The sequence below is a fragment of the Aggregicoccus sp. 17bor-14 genome (assembly GCF_009659535.1).
Taxonomy (GTDB): domain Bacteria; phylum Myxococcota; class Myxococcia; order Myxococcales; family Myxococcaceae; genus Aggregicoccus.
Genome location: NZ_VJZZ01000005.1, coordinates 330,740 through 352,934, shown reverse-complemented (window position 1 = coordinate 352,934; position 22,195 = coordinate 330,740). Strand labels below are relative to the sequence as shown.

Below are 22,195 nucleotides of genomic sequence, written 5' to 3'. Positions count from 1 at the left end.
AGCGGCCCTGCTCGCCTGTGCCCCGCCCGTCGCCCGCGCTCGGAGAGGAAGCCGGACGGGACGGGCTCGTTCCGTGAGCGCCGAGCGCGCTCGGGCGTCGGCCTGCGCGGCGCTCCGGGGTGCCTCGGGATCGGACTCACGTGCGGCCGGAGCGACAAGGCATCTCGTTGCTCACGCGCTTCAGTCGCCGAAGAGCACGCGCGTGCGGGTTCGGCGGGGGCAGGTCCGTGCGCACCTGTTCTGAGATGTCGGGGGTTTTGCTGAACAATTTTCAGAGCTCGCGAGGCCCGCCGACCCGAGCAACCCGCGAAGGAAGCTTCATTCCGGGCCCCCGTCGGGCCCCTGAAGGCGCAGACGGAGGCGCGTTCTACGCGCACGTCGCGCCCCTCCACCCGCTGTGGCTTCCCGCGCTTTCCGGGCGTCCGGGCGAAGGTGAGCACCCGGATGAACGCTCGTTCCGGTGCGGCCCTCGCTCGGAGAAGAATGGCCTCGAGGTCGGTAAGAGCTACCGGAAAACCCCCGACATCTCAGAACAGGTGAGCACGACTCCGCGCCCGGAGGGGTGCCGCTCCCGGGCGCAGGATGGTGCGGTGCTGTCTACAGACCTCGGGACTTTCGAAAACTCCCGAGGTTCGTACACAGCAGCGCGCAGCACCCGGCCCGACACCCCGCGCATCCCCGGAGCGTCTCGCAGGGCAGCGCCCCCTCGGGCTGAGCGCAGGTCTCCCGCGACCGTCCTGCCTGGCCGCCCCAGAGAGCCGACGCGGACCTTCGCGCTCATCACGCTCCGCGTGAGGCACCCCAGCTCACCGCGAGCGCGAGCAGCGCAGGGAAGGCCTGCAGCCAGAGGATGCGGCGGCTCACCGTGACCGCGCCGAAGGCGCCCGCGACCACCACGCAGCCGAGGAAGAAGGTCTTCAGCTGCAGCGCCTGACCGGGGTCGCTCGCGAGCAGCGCCCAGAGGAGCCCCGCGGCGAGGAAGCCGTTGTAGAGCCCCTGGTTCTGCATCATCGGCGCGGCCGCCCGGGCGAAGTCCTCCTTCAGCCGGAAGGTCTTCAGCCCGATGGGCTTCGTGAACAGGAACATCTCGAGCACGAGGAACCCCGCGTGCTCGAGTGCCACCAGGGCGGTCAGGACCTGCGCGAGGGCGTGCATGACGCCCCCGAACCTAGCGCGTCCCCGCGTCGCCGGGCGATGCGGGGCTGCCCGCGTCACTTGCACCGCCGCCGCCCTGCTGGGCCTTGTGCCAGAGCGAGAGCAGCTCCTGCTCGCGCTCGGGGCTGAGGCCGGCCTTGAGCTTGCGGCGCTCGGGCGGCTGCGCGTTGAACCACGTGAAGGTGTCCCTCACCGTGGTCGCGGGCGGGCGGAAGCGCAGGCCGGCCTTCACTGCCTTCGCGTTGCTGTACAGGTGCATGCCCTTGTACTTGCCCAGGTACGGCGCCCAGATGGGGATGTCGCCGTCGCCGTTCTCGCCGTGCTTGTCGAGGAACTCTCCGGGCACCCACGTGAGCTTCGTGCCCTTCTGGCCGGTCGCCTTCTGGCAGGCGTCGAAGAGCGCGCCCATGTTCCACGGCTTCTGGGGACCCACGGCATTGTAGATGCCCATGGCGCCCGTCTCCACCACGTGCACCAGCCACTCGGCGAGGTCGCGCACGTCGATGATCTGCAGCGGGTCCGTGGGGGCGCCCGGCGCGAGCATCTCGCCGCCCTTCGCGTAGCGCACCGGCCAGTAGGTGAAGCGGTCCGAGCGGTCCTCGGGGCCGACGATGTAGCCGGGGCGCACGTTGGCCACGCGGCCGGGCATGGCCTTCTCCGCGGCCTCCTCGCACGCGCGCTTCAGCCCGCCGTAGTTCTCGAAGTTCTTGCCCATGTCCTCCACGTTCGGGTCGGCGAGCTTCGCGGTGGGCGCGCTCTCGTCCTGGCCGGGCGTGGCGTTCTCCGCGTAGGCGGACACGCTGGAGATGTAGACGTACTGCTTCACGTGGGGCGCGAGCAGCCCCGCGGAGGCGGACACCATGCGCGGGTAGTAGCCCGAGGTGTCGATGACCGCGTCCCAGCTCTTGCCCTCCAGCGCCTTGAGCCCCTCGTCCTTCTTGGGGTCGCGGTCGCCGCGCAGCTTCTCCACGCCGGGGAACAGCGCGGGGCGCGTCTTGCCGCGGTTGAAGAGCGTCAGCGTGTGGCCGCGCGCCTGCGCCGCCGTGACGATCGCGGGCCCGAGGAAGCCCGTGCCTCCGAGGATGAGGATGCGCTGGGGCTTGCTCTTGCCCTTCGCGAGCACGCTGCCGGGCAGCAGGCTGGCCGCGGCCGCGAGGGAGGAGAGCTGCAGGAAGGTCCTTCGGGAGGAACTCATGGACGGCTCCGACGGGTAGGGAAGGGGCGACGCAACAGGACAGCGGCCAAAGACCTTTATTCCTCGTCTTGCTCGCCCAGCGCGCCGTAGCGCACCAGGGTGTAGCGGGCTCCTTGCGCCTCGCGGATGCGGGCGGCGAGCGGCTCGTGCACCTCCGGGGTCCACTGGGTCCAGCGCTCGAAGAAGCGCGCCGCGGCCTCCTTGTCCCCGCCCAGCTGCAGCGCGAGCACCTCCTTCAGCAGGCTCTGCACCGCCTCCGGGTAGCGCTCGTAGTGCAGCACGAGGCGCTGCGTGCGCGGCTCCACCTCGATGAGCCCGCGCTCGCGGAACCAGTTGAACTGCACCAGCTGCATCTGCCCGTAGGGCTGGTCCTTGCGCGGCCGGTTGTTCTGCAGCGTGCGCAGGATGCCGCTCGCCTGCACCGAGCGCAGGGTGGCCGGGTCCAGGCCGCCCTCGCGCGGCGGCGCGCCCTTGGGGGGCGGGGGACCCATTCGCAGGAGCGCGAAGAGCGAGACCAGGTCGCTCTTCATCTCCTCGAGCGCGTCCGCGTCGTCCTGCAGCCCCTCGTCCAGGGTGCGCCCCTGCGCGTCGCGCTCGGCGCCCAGGTAGTGGCCCACCTCGTGCCACAGCGTGCGCTGGAAGGGGCCCTCGGGGGTGAGGTCGTTGCCGTGGGCCTCGGCCACGGCGGTGCGCCACACGCGCTGCTCCTGCGCGAAGAGGCGCGGGTTCTTCATGATGTTCTCGCGCAGCAGGATGGTGCGGCCGTAGCGGCGCGAGTACAGCGGCTCGTTGGGCAGGTTCGTCGCGGTGTTGGTGCCGCGCGCCTGGCCGAAGTCCGCGATGACCTCGTACACGCCCACCGGGATGTCCTCGCGCACGCGCTTGTGCGCGGGGTAGGGCAGGGCGTCCTCCACCGCCTGCAGCCCGCCGAGCGCGCGGCGCAGGTTGGTGGTGGCCTCCTCGTCGGTGAGCAGCAGGCTCACCCCGTGGAAGGTCTTCACGCCGTAGAGCGCGTCGTCGTAGGTCTCGTACGCGCCCAGCTGTGCGTTGAGCCGCTTGAAGCGCCCCGTCACCCACGCCGCGTCGCCGCTCTCGTAGTCGTTGGAGAGCAGGTCGCGCGCGCGGTTGCGCAGGTAGCCGGCGAACTCGCTGTCGCTGGGCTGCACCGTGTCCGCCGCGTGCACGAGCAGGCCGTAGGCGCGCACCATCGCGTCCGCGTAGGCGACCGGGTAGGGCACGGCGTAGAAGGCGCGCGCGTCCGGGTTCGCCGCGAGCGCCTTGAGGCGGGGGGGCAGCTGCGGGTGCAGGAGCGCGAGCGCCGGGTGGCGCTGCAGCGTGGCCTGGTCGCGCGCCACGTTCGCGGCGGTCGCGCGCCGCACCACCGTGCGCTCGTGCATCAGCTCGCTGCTGCGCTCCGGGTGCTCGGCGAGGAAGGCATCCAGCTCCTCGCGCGTCGCGTCCGCGGGGTACACGTTGCGCGCGGGCGTCTGCGGGGCCACCGGCAGGAAGGGCTCGCGGCTGTTGTCCAGCGTGGTGGCGATGGGGCCCTGGAAGAGGCGGTAGAGCTGCAGCAGGCGCTGGGTGCGCGGCGGGCTGCCCAGCCGCGCGTCCAGCTTCTGGAGCCGGTCCTGCGCCGCGAGCGCCTGCGGGTGGCGCGAGTCCTCGTAGAGCCGCTGCAGGATGCGCCCCACCTCGAGCAGGTCGCGCAGCGCACCCTGCTCGGCGGGGGTGAGGCGGGAGAGGTCCGGCGCGAGCCGCAGCGTCTCGGTCTTGGCGAGCAGCTCGTCCACGCGCGCCGCGGGCCAGTAGCCGGCGGGCAGGGGCGGGTCGGCGGCGGGGACAGGAGCCCGGGCGGACGGCGCAGGGGGCGCAGGAGCCTGCGACGGAGCCTGGGGGACGGCCGCGAGCGCGAGCGCGAGCGCGGGGGCGTAGAGGGGGTGCATGGAGCCAGCTTACAGGCGGCCTTCGCCCCGTCCCGATTCTGGCCGCGCGCTTGGTGGGTTTTCTACGCCCTAGCCGAAGTGCAGGGCGAGCCCCGCCTGCGAGGTCACCTGCGGCAGGGGCGCGCCCGCTCCTGCGCGCCGGCCGTAGCCCGTCACGCGGGCGAAGAAGCTGAAGGGCAGGGGGCTGATGCGGTCCAGGTCCCAGCCCAGCCCCAGCGCGCCGCACGCCGCGAGCTGCCGGCTGCGCACCGCCGCGAGGCCCTCCTGCGCCACCGTGCGCGCGCTCTCGCTCCCACCCTCGAAGGCGTGCAGGTAGCTCGCGCCCGCGCGCACGTCGAAGAAGAGCCCGAGCGCGAGCGTGAAGCGGTAGCCCAGCAGCGCATCGCCCAGCAGGTTCAAGGGCTCGAGGCCCGCGCGGTAGCCGCCCACGCTCACCGCCGCGAGCAGCTCGTGGCCGAGCCCGCCCACCAGCGGCACGTCCCAGGTGAGCTGCAGCCCGGGACTCGTGCGCGCGGAGCCGAGGTCGCGCTGCACCTCCGCCTCCTGCAGGTATGCGACGCCCAGCCGCGTGCCGCCCGCCTGCGCGGGGAGCGCGAGCAGCACGAGCGCGAAGAGAGAGGCGGCGGGCAGGCGGGCGAGGGACATGGGTGGCTCCGGTTTGGGAAGAGACGGCCTCCCCCGCTCCCGGTCCACTTTTCGTGCCGCGTCGGCCGCGCTTCCCCCGGTGGGAACGCGCCTTCCCACGCTGGATACCTTGACGTCTAGGTATGGGGCGCCCATCATTGCCTAGTCATCTAGGGAAGGAGCCCGAATGCCCACGCAGGGGAAGGATCGGTTGCACGGCACGCTGGACGCGCTGGTGCTCAAGACGCTCGCGGCCGGTCCGCGCCACGGTTACGCCATCAGCCGCTGGCTGCGCGAGCGCAGCGGCGAGGCGATCGTCGTGGAGGAGGGCTCGCTGTACCCGGCGCTGTACCGGCTCGCGCGCGCGGGGTGGATCGAGCCGGAGTGGGGCACCTCGGACGAGGGCCGCAAGGCGCGCTTCTACCGGCTCACGCCCGCGGGGCGCCGGCAGCTGCAGGTGGAGGTGGAGGGCTTCCGCGCCTTCGTCACCGCCGTGTCCCCCATCCTCTTCAGCACGTAGCACCTGCGCAGGACCCGAGGTGTCGCCCATGGCCGGCAAGCGCATCCACGAGCAGCTCAAGGGACTCATCTTCCGCGCCCCCGTCGCCGAGGAGGTGGACGCGGAGCTCAAGTTCCACCTGGAGATGGTGACGAAGGAGCTCGTCGAGGGCGGCATGAGCCCCGAGGCCGCGCGTGCGGAGGCCCTGCGGCGCTTCGGGGACGTGGGCGCGGTGCGCAAGGAGTGCGGGCAGCTGGGGCGCGCCGAGCAGCGCGAGCGGCAGCGCGCGCAGTGGCTCAGCGAGCTGGTGCAGGACGTGGGCTACGCGCTGCGCCAGCTGCGGCGCGTGCCGGGCTTCACGCTCACCGCGGTGCTCACGCTGGCGCTGGGCATCGGCGCGACCACGGCCATCTTCAGCGCGGTGCGCAGCGTGGTGCTGCGCCCCTTCGCCTGGGCACACCCCGAGCGGGTGATGCTGGTGCAGGAGAGCTACCGCGGCCAGCCGGCGAGCATGTCGGTGGGCAACTACGTGGACCTCAAGGCGGGAAGCCACTCGTTCCAGGCCTTCGCGGCGGAGGAGTTCACCGGGGCGAGCCTGCAGGAGGGCGAGAACCCGGAGCGCCTGTCCGCGGGCCGCGTCACGCACGACTTCTTCTCGGTGTTCGGGGTGAGGCCGCAGCTCGGCCGCACCTTCCTGCCCGAGGAGGACGCGCCGGGGGCGAGCCCCGTCGTCGTGCTCAGCCACGGCCTGTGGACGCGGCGCTTCGGCGCGGACCCCTCGCTGGTGGGCAAGAGCGTGCGCATCGACGGGCAGTCGCACACCGTGGTGGGGGTGATGCCGCGCGGCTTCGACCCCACGGCGAGCGGCGAGCACGTGTGGCTGCCGGCGGCCTTCACGCCCGCGCGCCGCGCCGAGCACGACGAGCACCTGCTGCTGGTGGTGGGTCTGCTGCAGCCGGGCGTCAGCGGGCAGCGCGCACAAGGCGAGCTGCAGTCGCTGCAGGAGGAGATCTCGCGGCGCTTCCCGCAGGGCAACGCCGAGCGCGGCTCCGCCGTGCAGCCGCTCTCCGAGGCCATCGTGGGGGACTGGAGCCAGCAGCTGCTCGTGACGCTGGGCGCGGTGGCGCTCGTGCTGCTCATCGCGTGCGCGAACGTGGCGAACCTCCTGCTCGCGCGCGGCGCCTCGCGGGCCCGCGAGCTCGCGGTGCGCGCGGCGCTGGGGGCGGGGCGCGGGCGCATCGTGCGCCAGCTGCTCACCGAGAGCCTGGTGCTCGCGCTGCTCGGGGCCACGGTGGGGCTCGCGCTCGCGTGGGTGGGCATCCACGTGCTGCTCGCGAGCGCGCCCGAGGGCATCCCGCGCCTGGACGAGACGCGCATCGACGGCAGCGTGCTGCTCTTCGCGCTCGGCGCCGCCCTCCTCAGCAGCCTCGCCTGCGGCCTTGCGCCGGCGGTGCGCGCCGCGCGCTCGGACCTGGAGAGCGTGCTGCGCCAGGGGGCCCGCGGCCTGAGTCACGGGCGCGACGCGCTGCGCGCCTGGCTCATCGCGGGCGAGGTCGCGCTCGCCTTCACCCTGCTGGTGGGCGCGGGGCTGCTCGTGCGTACCGCGCTGCACCTGAGCCAGGTGGACACCGGCTTCAAGCCGGAGGGGCTGGTCATCGCGCAGGTGAGCCTGCCCAAGGCGAGCTACGAGACCCCGGAGCAGATCACCCGCGCGCTCGAGCGCATCCTCGAGCAGCTGCAGGGGGCGCCCGGGGTGACGAGCGCGGCCCTCTCCTCGAGCGTGCCGCTGGGTCCCGGCGGCGGCAGCAACGGGATGCTGCCCGAGGGGCGCCCGGAGACGCAGGACCAGCTGATCAACGGCCGCCGGCGCGTGGTCTCCGCGGGCTTCTTCGAGACCCTGGGCATCCCGCTGAAGGAGGGGCGGCGCTTCACGGCGGCCGACGTGGGCGGCGCGCCGCAGGTCATCATCCTCAGCGAGGCGCTCGCGCGCCAGGCGTGGCCCGGGCAGCGCGCGCTGGGCAAGCACATCGGCTGCTGCGAGATGGAGCCGGCCTTGCGCAACAAGGAGGTGGTGGGGATCGCCGGGGACGTGCGCAGCCAGGGCCCGATGAGCGACCCCGCGCCCGAGTTCTACCTGCCGCTGCGCCAGGCGCCGGGCAAGAGCTGGGACTGGATCGACCGCACGGTGACGCTGGTGGTGCGCCGCAGCGGCAGCACCGCGGACGCCATCACGGCGATGCGCGCCGCCGTGCGCGAGGTGGACTCCACGCTGCCGCTCGCCGGCATCACGACGCTCGAGGAGGCGCTGCGCGCCAGCACGGCGACCGCGCGCTTCCGCACGCTGCTGCTCGCGGTGCTGGGCATCGTGGGGCTGCTGCTCGCGGCGGTGGGCATCTACGGCGTCGTGGCCTACTTCGTGGGCCTGCGCACGCGGGAGATCGGCGTGCGCATGGCCCTGGGCGCGAAGCCCGCGGACGTGCTGCGCATGCTCGCGTGGCAGGGCATGCGGCCGGTGCTCGCGGGGCTGGGGGTGGGCGGGCTCGCGGCGGTGTGGGCCACGCGCCTCCTGCAAGCCTCCTTGCGCGGGGTGAGCCCGGCGGACCCGGTCGCGCTCGCGGCGGCCATGGCGCTGCTCGCCCTCGTGGCGCTGCTCGCCACGCTCGCTCCGGCGCGGCGCGCGCTGCAGGTGGACCCCTCGCGGGTGCTCGGCGAGGGGTAGGGCGGCGGCTGGCACTGCAGCGCTAGCCTGTTGGGGCAATGGCCCCGGGCGCCGGCCGGGCGCACCTCTGGGTCACTCTGGAGGCGCGCGGCCATGACCCGACCCTGGTGTCGCATCGAGTCCTTCGACGACCTCGCGCGCCACCAGGCGGCCATCCTGGAGCGCATCGAGCAGCTGCCCTCCGGCGGCAACCTCTTCCTCCTCCACCCCTTCCTGCTCCTCGAGGACCTGGGCGTGGAGCTGGGGGAGGACTTCAAGCGGGGGCTGGTGGCGAAGCAGCCCGCGCTGGCCACGCTGTCCGAGCAGCCCTACCGCGCGCTGCGGGCAGGCGGGCGCACGCCGCAGGCGGTGCAGGTGCGGCTGCGCGGCCTCTTCCACCCGGAGGGCCATCCGCCCGCCCGGAAGCGGGCCCCGAAGGCGCGGGCTCCGGGGACGCCCCGATGAGCCTGCTCGCCGGCTTCGACGTGGGCATCGAGATCTCCCGCGAGGCGCTGCGCCGGCTCGCGCTGCGCCACTTCCCGCTCGCCCCGGTGCCCGGCACGCCGCCTCCCTACGAGCTGCGCACCGGGCGCGACGACGCAGGTCCCGAAGGTCCGCGCGCCTACGTGCTCATCCGGGACCTGGACCTGGAGCTGCTGCCCCAGGAGCGGGTGGCGCTGCTGCTCGCCTTCGACAACAGCACGCTGCACGTGGGCAACCGCCTCGCCTGTCCGCTCGCGGGCACGGTGCGCATCGAGGTGCCGGTGCAGCTGCGGCCCGTGCCGGCGGGGCGCCTGCTGGGGCTGGACTTCGCCGCCGCCGCGGTGCACGTGGCGCTGGATGCGGCCTCGCTGGAGGTGGTGCAGAAGCGGCTCGGGGTGACGCTCGCCACGCTGCCCGCGCAGGTGGATCAGATCTTCACCACCGAGGTGCAGAAGTACGGCTTCCAGTCCCTGGACGTGCCTCTCAAGATCCTGCCCGGGGTGGACGGCTCGCTGGGCACCGGCACGCTCGCGAGCACCCAGTTCGAGCGCGTGGAGGTGCACTGCCTCGCGGACCCGGACCGCTCGCGCCAGGCGCTCGCGCTGCTGGGCACGCTGTTCGCCGCGAACCACGCGCAGGGCAACCCCGCGGGCAAGACGGAGACCGCGCTGCAGCCGGGGCAGGACGTGGCGCTGCACCTCTCGGACCCGGCCTTTCGCCGCTTCGTCTTCTGCGAGGGGCTGCGCCAAGGGCTGGAGCGCTACCTGAACCGCACGCCGGGCTCGCTGGCGATGGCGCAGATTCCCGGGCCCTGCGGCGGCTCGGGCATCGACGTGGACGGGGTGACCCTCACCCGACTCGAGGCCTCGCTGGGCGAGGGCGTCATCCAGGTGAGCGGCTCGGCAGAGACCTCCGGGGACTGCTACGAGGCGTGGGGCTCCTTCAGCGGGCAGATAGCGCTGTGGCTGCAGGGCAACACGCTGGGGGCCACCACGCTGGGCCTGAGCACCACCGTCACCACGGAGGTGGACAACTTCTGCGTGCTGCTCAACGGCCTGGTCGCGGTGTTCACCAATCCGGCCGCGGCCATCCACGACCTGCTGGGCACCTCGCTCTCCGAGCTCTTCGCGGGCGGCGGCGGCGGGGCGGCGGGCGCCATCAGCGGCGCGGTGGGAAGCGTGGTGGGCAAGCCCTTCGCGCTGCTGAGCCTGGGCGCGCTGCAGGGCGTGAAGTTCGAGGCGCTGCGCATCACCCCGGAGGCGCTCTCGCTCGCGGGCACGTGGCCCCTGTCCTTCCTCGCGCGCCCCGAGCCCTGGGTGGACGTGCCCGTGCAGGTGTCCCGGCTGAACGTGGTGGGGGCGGGCGTGGGCGTGTACGTGGTGACCGAGGGCTGCCTCAAGGGGGACTACGGCTACTCGGAGGAGCTGCAGGACCAGCTGGCGAGCTTCCAGCTCATCCCCTCGCTGTTCGGGGACGTGTTCACCACGGACTGGTGGGTGGACTGCGGCAGCGGCGCGCAGCAGGTGCCCTTCGACATCAGCCAGAGCACCGGTACGCTCACGTTCACCGGCGTGAACACGCACTACCCGCTGCCGCTCACCGGCGGCAGCGCCGTGGTGCAGGACGTGCACCTCACCTACGAGCGGCACGAGGACCGGCTCACGCTGCGCAACGTGGCCGGCGAGGGCTGCTTCACCGTCACCGTGCGCCCCGTGCTGAAGAACTGCGCCGGCAAGAAGCTGAAGACGGAGGCCTGGGCCCCCTTCACCGGAGACGTGGTCACCCTGGATGGCGCGTACTACGCGCGCGTCACCGCCTGCCTCTACGACCGGGTGAAGGACTACGTGCGCCGGGTGCCCGACTTCCCCGTCATCCACCCGGTGCCGGTGAACTACCCGCGCCCCGAGGAGCTGCTGCGGCTCTTCGGCCAGGTGATGCGCATGGACATCCCGGACCGCGACCAGCAGCTGCGCGACCTCATCACCGCGCACGGCACCGCGTTCACGCGCGCGCTGGGCGCACCGCCCGCCCTGCGCGGGAACCTCTACACCCTGCCCGCCCCCGCCTCCCGGAGGACCCGATGAGACAGACCCTGAAGCGCCGCTGGTTCCCGCTGGTGGTGGTGGTGCTGGCGGCCGTGAGCTGCGGCAAGAGCTGCAACCGCGGCTGTACCGGAGGCCCCGCCTGCGGCGAGACCTGCGACCAGTGCAAGGAGCGCTGCGCCACGACGCAGGGCGTGGACCCGGACACCTGCATGCGCACCGAGTGCGCGAGCATCTGCCAGGACCAGCAGAAGAAGTAGCCGGGCGCAGACGGACAAACCTGACATGAGGCTGTCACGGGAGGGGGCTATCTCTGGCCGGGTAGCGCAAATCCCACCCGCCTCACCGAGGAGCCCCGTCATGAGCCAGCCCCGTCCGAAGTCCCCGAACCCGTCCGGCCTCCAGCACCACGCGGGAGGCTGCGTGTGTGGCGCCGTGCGCCTCGAGGCCGAGCTGGACCTGGATGCCGGCGCGACCCGCTGCAACTGCAGCATCTGCCAGAAGCTGGGCGCCACCGGCGTGCTGCTCAAGCCGCAGCAGCTGCGGGTGCTCTCGGGCGAGGAGAGCCTCGGCAGCTACGGCAGGGAGGGCAGCCCCAACCGCCGCTACTTCTGCCGCGCCTGCGGCACCTACCTCTTCGGGCGCGGAGACGTGCCGGAGCTGGGCGGCGCCTTCGCCTCGGTGAACGTGAACTGTCTGGACGCGGTGGACGTGGGCGCGCTGCAGGTAGGCTACTGGGACGGCCGCCACGACAACTGGGCCGCGGGCCTGCGCCCCACGCCCTGGCCCGTGCGGGCCTGAGCCCGGGCGCGGGTGGGGGGATTGTGTGCGCCTCCCGGGGCCCCGTAGAAAGGGCCTATGACCCGCGCTCTTCTGGTTTCGCTCGTGTTGCTGCTCTCGGTTCCTGCGCGCCTCGCGCACGCCGCGGAGCAGCCCTCCTGGAGCGGCACCTTCACCCCGGCAGGCGTCGCGAGCCACCTGGGCGCGGCGCCCGCGCGCTTCATCGTGGTGCCCGCGGGGGAGGGCGGAGCCGAGCTCGCGCGTGCGGAGCAGGCACTGACGGCCGCGCTGCGCACCGGGGGCCGGGCCACGCTGGTGATGAGCGCGCAGGCCCTGGGCGCGGTGGCGCAGCTCTCGGATGCAGAGATCGTCCAGCGCAGCGCCGCCTTCCCGGTGGACCGCGTGGTGGTGCTGCGCCTGTTCCCGGATGCGAGCGGCGCGCTGGCGCAGGCGGTGGTCGCGCTCTACGACACGGCGGGCACGTCGCAGGGCACCTTCGCTTCCACTGCGGGCACGCCGCTGGAGGCGGGCGCCGTGGCTGCGACCGAGAAGGTCGCCGCGCCTTCGGACCTGAACACCGCGAGCCTGGACGCCCGCGCGGAAGCGGGTGCTGCTGCGTCGCCCGTGGCAGACGCTTCACCCCCCGCTGCCCCGTCGGAAGGGGCCGACGGGGCCGCGCCGCCCTCCCGCTCGCCGCAGGCGCCGTCGCTGCTCCCGCCGCTGCGCCCCCGCCTCTCGCTCGCCGAGGCGAAGGAGCAGTACGAGCTGAAGAGCATCGGCTTCGACGAGAGCGTGGTCGTCACGGTCAACACGTGGGGCTACGTGCCTGTCGCAGGCGTCACCCACTGGAGCGCGCCGTACGAGGGCAAGTTCAAGAAGCCCCTTCAGGGCAAGGCCTTCTACGAGCGGCTGGGCCGCAAGGACCTGGTGGCCGCGTACGAGCAGCGGATGACCGCCAAGGTGGTGATGGGCGTGCTCGGCGGCGCGGCGCTCGTGGGGGGCGGGGTCCTCATGTACCAGGGAATCTCCGCGGAGCCGAAGCTCTGCGGGCTCGACGCGCCGCCCTCGTGCAGCAGCTCGCGCGGGATGACGAAGGCCGTCCTGGGGCTCGGCGCGGCGCTCGGTGGCGGCGGCCTGATCATGGGCGCCCGCCTGATGAGCCCCCACCCCGTGAGCGGGAGCCAGGCGCGAGAGCTCGCGGATGACTACAACAAGCGGCTGCGCGGGGAGCTGGGGCTGGAGGACGACGGTGCTCCGAAGAAGCCCGCCGTTCCGCCCGTGCTCCAGGCGCAGCTCGGAGCCACCGTGGGGCCGCAGGGCGCGGGGCTGCAGCTCAGCGGCACCTTCTAGGCGCTACAGCAGCGCCTTCGCGGACACGACGACGCCGTCGACGTCCGCGTAGAGGTGTGCGCCCGGGCGGAAGGTGACGCCCGCGAAGCGCACCTCCACGTCGCGCTGGCCCTCGTTGCGCTTGCCGCTCTTGAGCGGGTGGGTGCCCAGGGCCTTCACGCCCACGGCCGTGCGGGCCACCTCGCCCGCGTCGCGGATGCAGCCGTTGACCAGCACGCCCGCCCAGCCGTTCTTCTGCGCGAGCGCCGCGAGCATGTCACCCACCAGCGCGCAGCGGCGGCTGCCGCCCCCGTCCACCACCAGCACCCGGCCTCCGCCGGGCTCCTCCAGCGCCTCGCGCACGAGGCTGTTGTCCTCGGGCGCGCGCACGGTGGCGATGGCGCCGTGGAAGCTGCGCCGCGCGCCGAAGTCCAGGAAGCCGGGCTCGGCCACCTGGAAGTCGGGCTCGCCCGCGTGCGCGTCGCACAGGTCGGCGGTGGTGAAGGCAGGGATGTCGCGCGTGTCGCTCATGGACGCGACTTTAGCGCGCGGGCGGGCAGCGCAGAGCTCCCGTGGAGGCCAGGTGTCTACGGCATCACGGGGGTGGCTTCCCAGCCTCAGGTGGCGCTGAAGGTGAAGCGCGTGCCCACGTAGGGGCGCACCACCTTCTGCGGCATGCGGCGCAGCGCCTCGGCGATGAACACCTCGCCGGTGCAGTGCATGGGGATGACGTAGGTGGGGTCCAGTGTGGCGAGCTCGGCCACCGTCTGGCGCGCCTCCGCCTCCGTCCTCGGCCGCACCAGGTGGAAGCCGCCCACCACCGCGTGCACGCGCTGCACGCCCGAGACCTCCTGCGCGCGGGCCACCGAGTTGAGCACGCCGCGGTGGCTGCAGGAGGCGATGACCACGAGCCCCAGCCCCTCCACTGCGTAGCAGGTGGCCAGCTCGTGCTCGCCGTCGTCCGGGAGCTGCGCAGCCGAGCGCTTCGCCTCCGAGAGGCGCGCGGCGTCGCAGCCGTGGCCGGGGCGCATCTGCGTGGGAATGGCGGCGCGCTCGGCGCTGCGCAGCGGGATGACGCCGGTGGTGAAGGCGTGCTCGGCCACGAGCGAGGGCGCGGGGGCAATGCGCACCTCGAAGCCCGCGCGTGCAAGCGCGCGCCGGTCCAGCGTGCCCATCAGCGGGGGCGGGTTGCCGATGAGCGCCACGCGCTCGCAGAAGGCCTCCTCGCCGCCCACCAGGAGCGGGAGGTGGGGACGGGGGGCGCGTCCCTGGAACAGCCCGGGGAAGCCGCCGTAGTGGTCCAGGTGGCCGTGGCTGAGCACGGCGGCGTCGAGCAGCGCCGGGTCCACCTCCAGCATCGCGAGGTTGTTGGCGAGCACCTCGGGCGAGTAGCCGAAGTCCACCAGCACCCGCCGCACCTGCGCGCCCTTCTGCGACTCCGCGAGCAGGCTGAGCCCGAACTCCGCCATCATCGCATGCGCGGACATGCGCCCGTGGTCGAGCTTCCCGGTGATGCGCTCCACGCGCAGCCCCGGCAGCCGGGCGTCCTCGAGGAAGGGGCCGAAGGTGGCGTTGTCCACGAGCACCTGCAGGCTGAGCCGGTCCACCCGGGGCACGGCGAGCGCCGGCCGCGCTGCGTACGCCAGCGCCGAGGCCAGCGTGCCCTGCAGCAGCGCACGGCGGGAGAGACCAGCGGACTGAGGAGCGAGAGCCATCGCGCACCACCCTTGGGCCGCGGAAGGCGGCGCAGCGCACGCTACGCAGGGTGCGCAGGCGGGGGCACCTGCACTCCAGGCGCGGTGTCCGCTGCCGCCCCTTCGCGCCGCGCCCGGGCGGTGTACGGCCGACACGGAGCAGCGAGCCGTGCGATGGGGATCCCGGGATGCAAGCGCAGCACGGGCCGGCCGTACGCTACAGGCGGACGGTGAAACACAGCGTCCACTGACCTAAGGTCTCGCCCATGGCCCAGCGCTCCTCCCGTAAGCAGCCCGCGGCAAGAAAGTCCCCTGCGGCGCAGCCCGCCGCGAAGAAGACCGGCGCGGCTCGCGTCACTCCGAAGCCGGCCGCTGCGAAGCCTGCTCCTGCGAAGCGCGCCGCCGCGACGTCGCGCGGTGCTGCAACGACGACCCCCGTGAAGGCGACTGCGGCCGTGAAGCCCACGATGCCCCCCGCGCCCGCCGCGCGCCCCGGCGCCGCCCTGCCCCCCGTGGACGCGGAGCCCCTGCCTGCGCTGCCCGCCGGGGAGCAGGAGGCGCGCACGCTCCCCTTCGAGCTGGACCCGCGCAAGCTCGAGGAGGGCCTCAAGAGCCTGCAGGGCGAGCTGGTGCACTGGGCGAACAAGGGCCGCTACACGCGCGTGCGCTTCAAGTTCCGCGGCAAGCAGCTGCTGCCGGACCTGCCGCTCGCCGCGGTGGTGGCCGCAGAGGGGCTGACCTTCTACTGGGGCGGCATCCTGCGCGCGCTGCTCTTCAACGTGGCGGGCAAGAGCGTGCTCTCGGTGGAGCTGGTGAACGACGCGGACAAGCGCGTGCAGGCCGGCAAGGAGGCGCTGCTCTCCGGCGACGTGGACGTGGCGCTCGCGCGCTTCCGCGAGGCGCTCGCCATGGACCGCGACCATGCCGCGGCGCACCTGCAGCTGGGTGTCTGCTATCGGCTGCAGGGCCAGAAGGACCTGGCCATCGCGGCGCTGGAGAAGGCCCGCCAGAAGGACCCCGAGGGCGCCGTGGGAGCCGAGGCCGAACGCCTGCTCTCGGGGCTGCGCCGGGCCTCCTGAGCGGCCTGCCCGGGACCCCCTTCAGGACCCCCTCGCAGACCCCTGGACGGGCCCCTCCCGGGCCCCCGGGAGACCCCTTCCGGAGCCCTGGTTTTTGCCCCCTCTTTTCGCCCCTTTGGCAGGCCCGTCCGGAGCAGGCGGGCAGGCGCGCCAAAAAGGGGCGCTCTAGAGAGTTGACGCAGGGAAATCCGGGGGTTACGAAACCTCCTCCAACGGGTCGGTGATCGCCCAGCAGGCCGGTCCCGCACCCCATTCCGCCCTACCCAAGAGCTCATGGCCGACGACACCACTGACAAGCCGGCAGCGACCCCCGTGCCCCCGCCTCCGGGCAGCGCCGGGGAACTCATCCCCGTGAACATCGAAGACGAGATGCGCCGCTCGTATCTCGACTACTCGATGTCCGTCATCATCGGCCGCGCGCTGCCGGACGTGCGCGACGGCCTCAAGCCCGTTCACCGCCGCATCCTGTACGCGATGAACGACCTGGGGAACACGCACAACCGCGCCTACAAGAAGAGCGCGCGCGTGGTCGGCGACGTCATCGGCAAGTACCACCCGCACGGCGACACCGCGGTGTACGACGCGATGGTGCGCCTCGCGCAGGAGTGGAGCCTTCGCTACCTGCTGGTGGACGGCCAGGGTAACTTCGGCAGCGTGGACGGCGATAGTCCCGCGGCCATGCGCTACACGGAAGTGCGCATGGACCGGCTCGCCGAGGAGCTGATCGCCGACCTCGACAAGCAGACGGTGGACTTCGGGCCCAACTACGACGACTCGCTCGAAGAGCCGCTCGTCATGCCCAGCAAGTTCCCGAACCTGCTCGTCAACGGGAGCAGCGGCATCGCGGTGGGCATGACCACGAACATCCCGCCCCACAACATGGGCGAGGTGATCGACGGCACGCTGCACCTCATCGACAACCCCAAGTGCACCATCCCGGAGCTGATGCAGTTCATCCCGGGCCCGGACTTCCCCACCGCCGCCTTCGTCACGGGCCGCGAGGGCATCCGCCGCGCCTACGAGACCGGCCGCGGGCAGATCACCCTGCGCGCGCGCACCGAGATCGAGACCTCCAAGAAGGGTGACCGCGAGGCGATCATCATCACGGAGATCCCCTACCAGGTGAACAAGGCGCGCCTCATCGAGAAGATCGCCGACCTGGTGCGCGAGAAGAAGCTCGAGGGCATCAGCGACATCCGCGACGAGAGCGACCGCCAGGGCATGCGCATCGTGGTGGAGCTCAAGCGCGACGCCATCAGCGGCGTGGTGCTCAACAACCTCTTCGCCAACACCCCGCTGGAGACGACCTTCGGCGCGGTGATGCTCGCCATCGACGGCGGCCAGCCGCGCACGCTCACGCTCAAGGAGATCCTCGAGCGCTTCGTGTCGCACCGCCGCGACGTGGTCACCCGCCGCAGCCGCTTCGAGCTGCGCAAGGCGGAGGCCCGCATGCACATCGTCGAGGGCCTGCTCGTCGCGCAGGACCTCATCGACCTGGTGGTGAGCCTCATCCGCGCCAGCCGCGACCCGGACGAGGCGCGCTGGGGCCTGATGAACATCCTCAACCCCGCGCTCTACGAGCACCCGAAGTTCGTGAACCTGCCGCGCATCGACTACGCGCAGGCGCGCGCGCAGATGGAGAAGCTGGTCTCGCGGGCGCGCGACGTGGAGCCCAACTACGCGGGCCTCGCGCACAAGTACGAGGGCGCGGGCTTCAGCGAGATCCAGGCGCAGAACATCCTCGACATGCGCCTGCAGCGCCTCACCGGCCTGCAGCGCGAGGAGCTGTTCAAGGAGCTCATCGACCTCATCCGCGAGATCATCCGGCTCAAGGACATCCTCGCCAACGAGAGCAGCCTGCTCAACGTCATCAAGGCCGAGCTGCGCGAGATCCGCGAGCGCTACGCGGACAAGCGCCGCACCGAGCTGGTGGGCGAGACGGACGAGCTCACCAGCGAGGACCTCATCGCCGAAGAGGACATGGTGGTGACGCTGAGCCACACCGGGTACGTGAAGCGCTCGGCGCTCACCGAGTACCGGGCGCAGAAGCGCGGCGGGCGCGGCAAGACGGGCGCCACCACGAAGGAAGACGACTTCGTCACCGACCTCTTCGTGGCCAGCACCCACGCGTACATCATGCCCATCACCACCAAGGGCAAGCTGTACTGGCTGAAAGTCCACCAGATCCCGGCGGCGGGGCGCGCCGCGCGCGGCAAGGCGATCGTGAACCTGGTGCAGCTGGGCCAGGACGAGAAGCTCGCGCAGGTGCTCGTCACGCGCGAGTTCACGGACAACCAGTTCGTGTTCTTCGTCACCAAGCGCGGCGTGGTGAAGCGCACCGACCTCACGGCGTTCTCCAACGTGCGCACCAGCGGCATCATCGCGCTGGGCATCGAGGAGGGTGACGAGCTGGTGGCGGTGAAGATCACCGACGGCACCAAGGACGTGCTGCTCTCCACCGCGAGCGGCATGAGCATCCGCTTCGCCGAGGAGGAGGTGCGCTCCATGGGCCGACAGGCCTACGGCGTGAAGGGCATCACCCTGGACGAGGGCGACGAGGTGGTGGGCGCGGACGTGGTGGAGAAGGGAACCACCATCCTCACCGTCACCGAGAACGGCTACGGCAAGCGCACGCTCGAGGAGGAGTACCGGGTGCAGGGCCGCGGCGGCAAGGGCATCATCGACATCAAGACCACCGAGCGGAACGGCAAGGTGGTGGGCCTCGTGCAGGTGCGCGACGAGGACGAGGTGATGCTCGTCACCAACGGCGGCATGCTCATCCGCATGAAGGCCAAGGAGATCTCGGTCATCGGCCGCAACACGCAGGGCGTGCGGCTCATCTCGCTCGAGAGCGAGGACGAGAAGGTGACCGGCATCTCCAAGCTGCCCGAGTCCAGCGCGGACGCCGAGGGCGAGGAGGGCAGCGGCGAGGAACTCCTCACGCCGGGCGCCGCGTCCGCCTCGGCCGATGAGGCCTCCCCGCTCGACGCCGTGCAGGCCGAGCCGGGCGACGAGCCCGAGCCCGGCGCCGAGGGCTGAGCGCGTCCTCCCTCTCCCCCTGGGAGAGGGAGCGCCGGCCGTGCAGGCGAGCCCCCCTCGCCTTGCGTGAGGCCCGGGAGCTGGACGACGCTCCCGGGCCTCCATGGCCGCCACCGCCCCCTCCTGTTCGAGCCACCCGGCGCCTGCCGGCTGGCGCTGCCCCCACTGCGAGCTGCCGCTGTGCGCGCGCTGCGTTGCCTCGAAGCAGGCGCAGACGGTGCGCTACGCGGTGTGCGTGCGCTGCGGCGGGGTGGCCGAGCCGCTGCAGCTGCTGCGCGCCGCACACCCCTACGCCGCTCGCCTGCGGCACGCGTGGCGCTACCCGCTCACGCGCGAGGGGCTGGTGGTGATGGCGCTCTCCGGGCTCGTCGTGTGGGTCATCTCGCACGCGGGGAACCTGGGCTCCGTGCTGGCGGTGGGCGTGGTGTGGTCCTACGTCTTCACGCTCATCCTGCGCAGCGCGCAGGGCGACGACAGCCTGGACCCGCCGGACTTCAGCGGCGTGCTGGACCTGGTGGGGCCGGCGGTGCGCGGGGTGCTCTCCAGCGCGGTGCTGTGGCTGCCCGCGCTGCTGTACCTGCTGCTCGCGGCGCCGGCCCCGCAGCGCGGTGCGACGCTCGAGTCGGCGGTTCCGGACGCGCGCGGCCAGGTCGAGCTGCCCTCCAGCGCGGACGTGGATCCGCTCGTGGACCAGCAGGTCGCGCGGGTGCGCGAGGCGAGCGAGCGCGCGCAGGCGCATGAGGACGCGGTCGACTCGACCCTCGAGGACGGCGAGGGCGACGAGGCCGCGCCGCCCACCCCGCGCGCACACGTGCCCGCGCCCCGGCCCACCGCCGCGCTGCAGGAGGCGCTGACGCCGCCCTCCGGGGTGTCCCTCGCCACGCGCGCGGTGCATGACCCCGTCGTCTGGCTCCTGGTGCTGCTGGGGCTGCTCTGGCTTCCGGCCTCGGTGGCGTCCGCCGCGGCCGGCACGCCGATGCTGCAGGTGCTCAACCCGCTGCAGGCCCTGCGCTTCGCGCGCTGCATCCCCCGCGACTACGCGCTCGCCGCGGCGGCCACCGCGCTCGTCCTGCTCGTGGGCGGCGGGGTGCAGCTGGTAGGCGCGGGGCTGGCGATGGTGCCCGTGGTGGGCGCCATCCTCGCCTGCGCGCTCGCCACCTATGCGCCGCTGGTGTTGGGGCGCGTGCTGGGCCTCTTGCTCTACGTGCGCGGCGCGGACCTGGGCCTGATGCGCCCCGAGGATGCGTACGAGGCGGTGACGCCCGTGGGCGAGCCGCAGGGGCAGCTGCCCGAGGCGCTCGCGCAGCCGGAGCACGTGCAGCGCCGCCGCGCGGCGGTGGAGCTGGACGCGGCGCAGGCCTCGCCGCCGCCCGCGGCCCCGCGCGCTCCCGCTCCGCCACGGGTGATGGGGGCGTCGGGCCTCGAGGCCGCGGCGTCCGGCGCGAGCACCGTGCTCGCGCAGGAGGGCGGCGCGGAGGTGGCGGCGCCGGTCTCGGCCGCGGAGGCGCTGCGGGCGGCGGTGAGCATGGGGGCGCTCGCGCGCGCGCTGCAGCTCTACCCCGAGGCCGTGCGCGAGCCGGCGGCCGCGCTGCCGGCGGACTGCCACTACGCGGTGGGGCGCCAGGCGGCGGTGCAGGGACAGTACCCGCTCGCGGTGCAGGCGCTGCGCGCGGCGTGCGCGGCCGAGCCCGCGGGACCGCTCGCGCCGCAGGCGCTGGTGATGATGGCGCGCGTGCTGGGCGAGCGCATGGGCGACGCAGCGGGCGCCCAGCGCGTCTACGCGCACGTGCTGCAGCACTACCCGGCGAGCGAGGCGGCCCGCTTCGCCAAGAGCCGCCTGGGCCCTTGAGCGCCCAGGGCAGGCAGGCAGGCGGCCCTACCGGGCACGCTGCAATGAGCGGGGCTGCCCGGACGTACAGGGGGGCATGAACGTCACCGGTCCGAGGGGCTTCGGCAGCAAGCTGTTCTCGTACGTCCGCGACCCGCACGTCGCGCTGTGGCGCAAGCTGGTCGGTGTGCTCGCGCTGCTCTACCTGCTCTCGCCGGTGGACGCGGTGCCGGACTTCATCCCGGTGCTGGGCTGGCTGGACGACCTCGGGGTGCTGAGCGCCGCGGCGCTCTTCATCGCCCGCGAGGTGAGCCGCTACGTGCCCGGTCCGCGCTCCACGCAGCAGAAGCAGGGCGCGGTGGAGGACGCCGAGTTCGAGGACGTGCCGCGGCCGGTGGGCTCGCGGCGGCGCGTCGTCTAGCCGCGGCGCCTACTTGCGCTTCTCGAAGTGCACGAAGTCCACGAGGAAGGTGGCGGCGAGCGTGAGCAGGCGCAGGGTGGGGTCCTGCAGCGCGGGCTCGTAGCGCACGCCGAAGCTGTCGGCGTCCGTGAGCAGCTCCACGCCCAGGCCCCGCCAGCGCTTCTGCACCGTGGCGAGCAGCTTCCCCGAGCGCTTGAGCTGGAAGGTCCACGGGCGCAGCCAGGGACCGATGAGGCGCGCGAGCTTCTCGCCGTTGGGGCCCAGCACCTCGTAGGCGTGGCCGAAGAGGCGCAGGCGCTGCCACACCTCGCCGAGCACGCGCCCCTCGCGGTCCTCCACGCGCAGGCGCGAGAAGAACAGGTGGAAGGGGCGCACCAGGCGCAGCGCGAGCGCTCCCGCGGGCGTGCGCAGCTCCAGCGTGAAGGGACGGCGCGCCTTGAGCAGCGAGCGCAGCAGCACGTGCCCCACGCCGCTGCCCACCTCGACGGCGTGGAGCAGTGGCTCGTCGAGGCTGCCGCGCACCTCGTAGCGGTTGCGGTGCTCGAGCGGGCTGATGAGCTCGCTCCACTCGCGCACCTGCCGCACGCGCAGCGCGTCGTCACGCACCAGCACGAAGGTCTCGGGAGTCAGGGGCATGGGTCACCTCCACCTGTGCGCGCGCGGGCTGCTCAGGCGCGCTTGCTCGCCGCCTTCTTGCGCGCGCCGCCCTTGCGCGCACCCGCCTTCTTCGCGGCGGTCTTCTTGCGCGCGGCCGTCTTCTTCGCGGCGGTCTTCTTCTTCGCGCTCTTCGGCCAGCCCTTGCGCATCTCGCCGTAGGACTCGGAGGAGACATGGCTCTTCTTCTTGCTGCGGCTGGTGCCCGCCTTCTTGCGGCGGTTGATGTTGGCCACGAGCGAGTTCTTCTTCTGCGCCATGGGAGAGCCTTTCGAGCGGGCAGCGAGGAGCACCCATCGTAAGGGGAGCAGGCGGGCAGGGTGCGCGCCGCGCACGCCGGGTGTTGCCTGGCGGGCGCTGGGCGTTGTGGGGCGCGGCGGGCGTCCTTACGGTGAGAGGGCAGACACACCTCTTGAGGAGCCCTCTCATGCGTCCCGCCCTTGCTGCCCTCGCAGCGCTCGCCGTCCTCGCCACGGCCGCCTGTCGCACCACCCAGCCCGCCGCGAGCAACGACGACACCCGGCAGCCGCCCAATGAAGTGGGCCAGGAGCAGGTGCAGACGGTGCCCGCCGAGCCGCCCGGCCCGGGCAGCCCCATGGGCGATCCGTTCGAGGACGCCGGCACGCGCGACGGCGGCGCGCCGGACGCCGGAATGCCGTAGCGCGCGCGCCGCCGCGCCCGGACGGTGTAGAGGGGAGGGGCACTTGGAGCCCGGCCCCCGGCCGGAAGGAG

At 73.0% G+C, this 22,195-nt stretch carries 20 protein-coding genes; 12 read left to right on the top strand and 8 right to left on the bottom strand.

All coding sequences use genetic code 11. The features are described 5' to 3' along the window. Positions 1–780: 780 nt before the first annotated feature. The 4 genes from FGE12_RS12485 to FGE12_RS12470 form a co-directional block, all read right to left on the bottom strand. A complete protein-coding gene (locus tag FGE12_RS12485) occupies positions 781–1,155 on the bottom strand; it encodes a DUF1304 domain-containing protein (RefSeq protein WP_153866650.1) in 375 nt (124 codons plus the stop codon). A 13-nt stretch (positions 1,156–1,168) separates the two neighbouring features. Then, positions 1,169–2,350, bottom strand: a complete 1,182-nt coding sequence (locus FGE12_RS12480) for an NAD-dependent epimerase/dehydratase family protein (protein ID WP_153866649.1) — start codon at positions 2,348–2,350, stop codon at positions 1,169–1,171. Between the two features lie 56 nt (positions 2,351–2,406). Next, a complete protein-coding gene (locus FGE12_RS12475; RefSeq protein ID WP_153866648.1) occupies positions 2,407–4,293 on the bottom strand; it encodes an NUDIX hydrolase in 1,887 nt (628 codons plus the stop codon). A 69-nt stretch (positions 4,294–4,362) separates the two neighbouring features. Continuing rightward, on the bottom strand, positions 4,363–4,938 hold the full coding sequence (locus tag FGE12_RS12470; RefSeq protein WP_153866647.1) for a hypothetical protein: 576 nt from the start codon (positions 4,936–4,938) through the stop codon (positions 4,363–4,365). Between the two features lie 166 nt (positions 4,939–5,104). Here FGE12_RS12470 and FGE12_RS12465 point away from each other — a divergent pair, with 166 nt between their 5' ends. From FGE12_RS12465 to FGE12_RS12435, 7 genes are all read left to right on the top strand, one after another. After that, positions 5,105–5,437 (top strand): PadR family transcriptional regulator, encoded by a 333-nt coding sequence (locus FGE12_RS12465; RefSeq protein ID WP_153866646.1) that lies wholly within the window; start codon positions 5,105–5,107, stop codon positions 5,435–5,437. A 28-nt stretch (positions 5,438–5,465) separates the two neighbouring features. Then, complete coding sequence (locus FGE12_RS12460) at positions 5,466–8,135, top strand: ABC transporter permease (protein ID WP_153866645.1); 2,670 nt, start codon at positions 5,466–5,468, stop codon at positions 8,133–8,135. 93 nt (positions 8,136–8,228) lie between these two features. Further along, positions 8,229–8,579 (top strand): hypothetical protein, encoded by a 351-nt coding sequence (locus FGE12_RS12455; protein ID WP_153866644.1) that lies wholly within the window; start codon positions 8,229–8,231, stop codon positions 8,577–8,579. After that, positions 8,576–10,681, top strand: a complete 2,106-nt coding sequence (locus tag FGE12_RS12450; protein WP_153866643.1) for a hypothetical protein — start codon at positions 8,576–8,578, stop codon at positions 10,679–10,681. The genes FGE12_RS12455 and FGE12_RS12450 overlap by 4 nt, the downstream gene beginning before the upstream one ends. Continuing rightward, a complete protein-coding gene (locus FGE12_RS12445; protein WP_153866642.1) occupies positions 10,678–10,899 on the top strand; it encodes a hypothetical protein in 222 nt (73 codons plus the stop codon). Before FGE12_RS12450 ends, FGE12_RS12445 begins: the two co-directional genes overlap by 4 nt. Positions 10,900–10,999: 100 nt before the next feature. Then, positions 11,000–11,440 (top strand): GFA family protein, encoded by a 441-nt coding sequence (locus FGE12_RS12440; RefSeq protein ID WP_153866641.1) that lies wholly within the window; start codon positions 11,000–11,002, stop codon positions 11,438–11,440. A gap of 57 nt (positions 11,441–11,497) precedes the next feature. Next, positions 11,498–12,769 carry a hypothetical protein gene (locus FGE12_RS12435; protein WP_153866640.1) on the top strand — a complete coding sequence of 424 codons (1,272 nt, stop codon included), beginning with the start codon at positions 11,498–11,500 and terminating at the stop codon, positions 12,767–12,769. Positions 12,770–12,772: 3 nt separating this feature from the next. Here FGE12_RS12435 and rraA read toward each other — a convergent pair whose 3' ends face one another. Next, entirely contained in the window at positions 12,773–13,279 is a 507-nt protein-coding gene (gene rraA, locus FGE12_RS12430; protein WP_153866639.1) for a ribonuclease E activity regulator RraA, read from the bottom strand. 86 nt (positions 13,280–13,365) lie between these two features. After that, entirely contained in the window at positions 13,366–14,463 is a 1,098-nt protein-coding gene (locus FGE12_RS12425; protein ID WP_153866638.1) for an MBL fold metallo-hydrolase, read from the bottom strand. A 416-nt stretch (positions 14,464–14,879) separates the two neighbouring features. Here FGE12_RS12425 and FGE12_RS12420 point away from each other — a divergent pair, with 416 nt between their 5' ends. From FGE12_RS12420 to FGE12_RS12405, 4 genes are all read left to right on the top strand, one after another. Further along, positions 14,880–15,521, top strand: coding sequence for a tetratricopeptide repeat protein (locus FGE12_RS12420; RefSeq protein WP_370458968.1), 642 nt, complete (start codon positions 14,880–14,882; stop codon positions 15,519–15,521). Between the two features lie 273 nt (positions 15,522–15,794). Beyond that, positions 15,795–18,560: a DNA gyrase subunit A gene (gyrA, locus tag FGE12_RS12415; RefSeq protein ID WP_153866636.1), complete on the top strand. Its 2,766-nt coding sequence runs from the start codon at positions 15,795–15,797 to the stop codon at positions 18,558–18,560. 103 nt (positions 18,561–18,663) lie between these two features. Further along, a complete protein-coding gene (locus FGE12_RS12410; RefSeq protein ID WP_153866635.1) occupies positions 18,664–20,409 on the top strand; it encodes a hypothetical protein in 1,746 nt (581 codons plus the stop codon). 76 nt (positions 20,410–20,485) lie between these two features. Then, on the top strand, positions 20,486–20,809 hold the full coding sequence (locus FGE12_RS12405) for a YkvA family protein (RefSeq protein WP_153866634.1): 324 nt from the start codon (positions 20,486–20,488) through the stop codon (positions 20,807–20,809). 9 nt (positions 20,810–20,818) lie between these two features. On the opposite strand, the gene FGE12_RS12400 is transcribed toward FGE12_RS12405, so the two are convergent. After that, complete coding sequence (locus FGE12_RS12400) at positions 20,819–21,445, bottom strand: phospholipid scramblase-related protein (protein ID WP_153866633.1); 627 nt, start codon at positions 21,443–21,445, stop codon at positions 20,819–20,821. 32 nt (positions 21,446–21,477) lie between these two features. After that, positions 21,478–21,723: a hypothetical protein gene (locus FGE12_RS12395; RefSeq protein ID WP_153866632.1), complete on the bottom strand. Its 246-nt coding sequence runs from the start codon at positions 21,721–21,723 to the stop codon at positions 21,478–21,480. Between the two features lie 167 nt (positions 21,724–21,890). On the opposite strand from FGE12_RS12395, the gene FGE12_RS12390 reads away from it, so the two are divergent. Then, positions 21,891–22,124, top strand: coding sequence for a hypothetical protein (locus FGE12_RS12390; RefSeq protein WP_153866631.1), 234 nt, complete (start codon positions 21,891–21,893; stop codon positions 22,122–22,124). The last annotated feature ends 71 nt before the right edge of the window (positions 22,125–22,195 follow it).

Coding starts and splice junctions, on each gene's coding strand:
- FGE12_RS12485 (WP_153866650.1), bottom strand. CDS start 1,155: ATGCACGCCCTCGCGCAGGTCCTGACCGCCCTGGTGGCACTCGAGCAC.
- FGE12_RS12480 (WP_153866649.1), bottom strand. CDS start 2,350: ATGAGTTCCTCCCGAAGGACCTTCCTGCAGCTCTCCTCCCTCGCGGCC.
- FGE12_RS12475 (WP_153866648.1), bottom strand. CDS start 4,293: ATGCACCCCCTCTACGCCCCCGCGCTCGCGCTCGCGCTCGCGGCCGTC.
- FGE12_RS12470 (WP_153866647.1), bottom strand. CDS start 4,938: ATGTCCCTCGCCCGCCTGCCCGCCGCCTCTCTCTTCGCGCTCGTGCTG.
- FGE12_RS12465 (WP_153866646.1), top strand. CDS start 5,105: ATGCCCACGCAGGGGAAGGATCGGTTGCACGGCACGCTGGACGCGCTG.
- FGE12_RS12460 (WP_153866645.1), top strand. CDS start 5,466: ATGGCCGGCAAGCGCATCCACGAGCAGCTCAAGGGACTCATCTTCCGC.
- FGE12_RS12455 (WP_153866644.1), top strand. CDS start 8,229: ATGACCCGACCCTGGTGTCGCATCGAGTCCTTCGACGACCTCGCGCGC.
- FGE12_RS12450 (WP_153866643.1), top strand. CDS start 8,576: ATGAGCCTGCTCGCCGGCTTCGACGTGGGCATCGAGATCTCCCGCGAG.
- FGE12_RS12445 (WP_153866642.1), top strand. CDS start 10,678: ATGAGACAGACCCTGAAGCGCCGCTGGTTCCCGCTGGTGGTGGTGGTG.
- FGE12_RS12440 (WP_153866641.1), top strand. CDS start 11,000: ATGAGCCAGCCCCGTCCGAAGTCCCCGAACCCGTCCGGCCTCCAGCAC.
- FGE12_RS12435 (WP_153866640.1), top strand. CDS start 11,498: ATGACCCGCGCTCTTCTGGTTTCGCTCGTGTTGCTGCTCTCGGTTCCT.
- rraA (WP_153866639.1), bottom strand. CDS start 13,279: ATGAGCGACACGCGCGACATCCCTGCCTTCACCACCGCCGACCTGTGC.
- FGE12_RS12425 (WP_153866638.1), bottom strand. CDS start 14,463: ATGGCTCTCGCTCCTCAGTCCGCTGGTCTCTCCCGCCGTGCGCTGCTG.
- gyrA (WP_153866636.1), top strand. CDS start 15,795: ATGGCCGACGACACCACTGACAAGCCGGCAGCGACCCCCGTGCCCCCG.
- FGE12_RS12410 (WP_153866635.1), top strand. CDS start 18,664: ATGGCCGCCACCGCCCCCTCCTGTTCGAGCCACCCGGCGCCTGCCGGC.
- FGE12_RS12405 (WP_153866634.1), top strand. CDS start 20,486: ATGAACGTCACCGGTCCGAGGGGCTTCGGCAGCAAGCTGTTCTCGTAC.
- FGE12_RS12400 (WP_153866633.1), bottom strand. CDS start 21,445: ATGCCCCTGACTCCCGAGACCTTCGTGCTGGTGCGTGACGACGCGCTG.
- FGE12_RS12395 (WP_153866632.1), bottom strand. CDS start 21,723: ATGGCGCAGAAGAAGAACTCGCTCGTGGCCAACATCAACCGCCGCAAG.
- FGE12_RS12390 (WP_153866631.1), top strand. CDS start 21,891: ATGCGTCCCGCCCTTGCTGCCCTCGCAGCGCTCGCCGTCCTCGCCACG.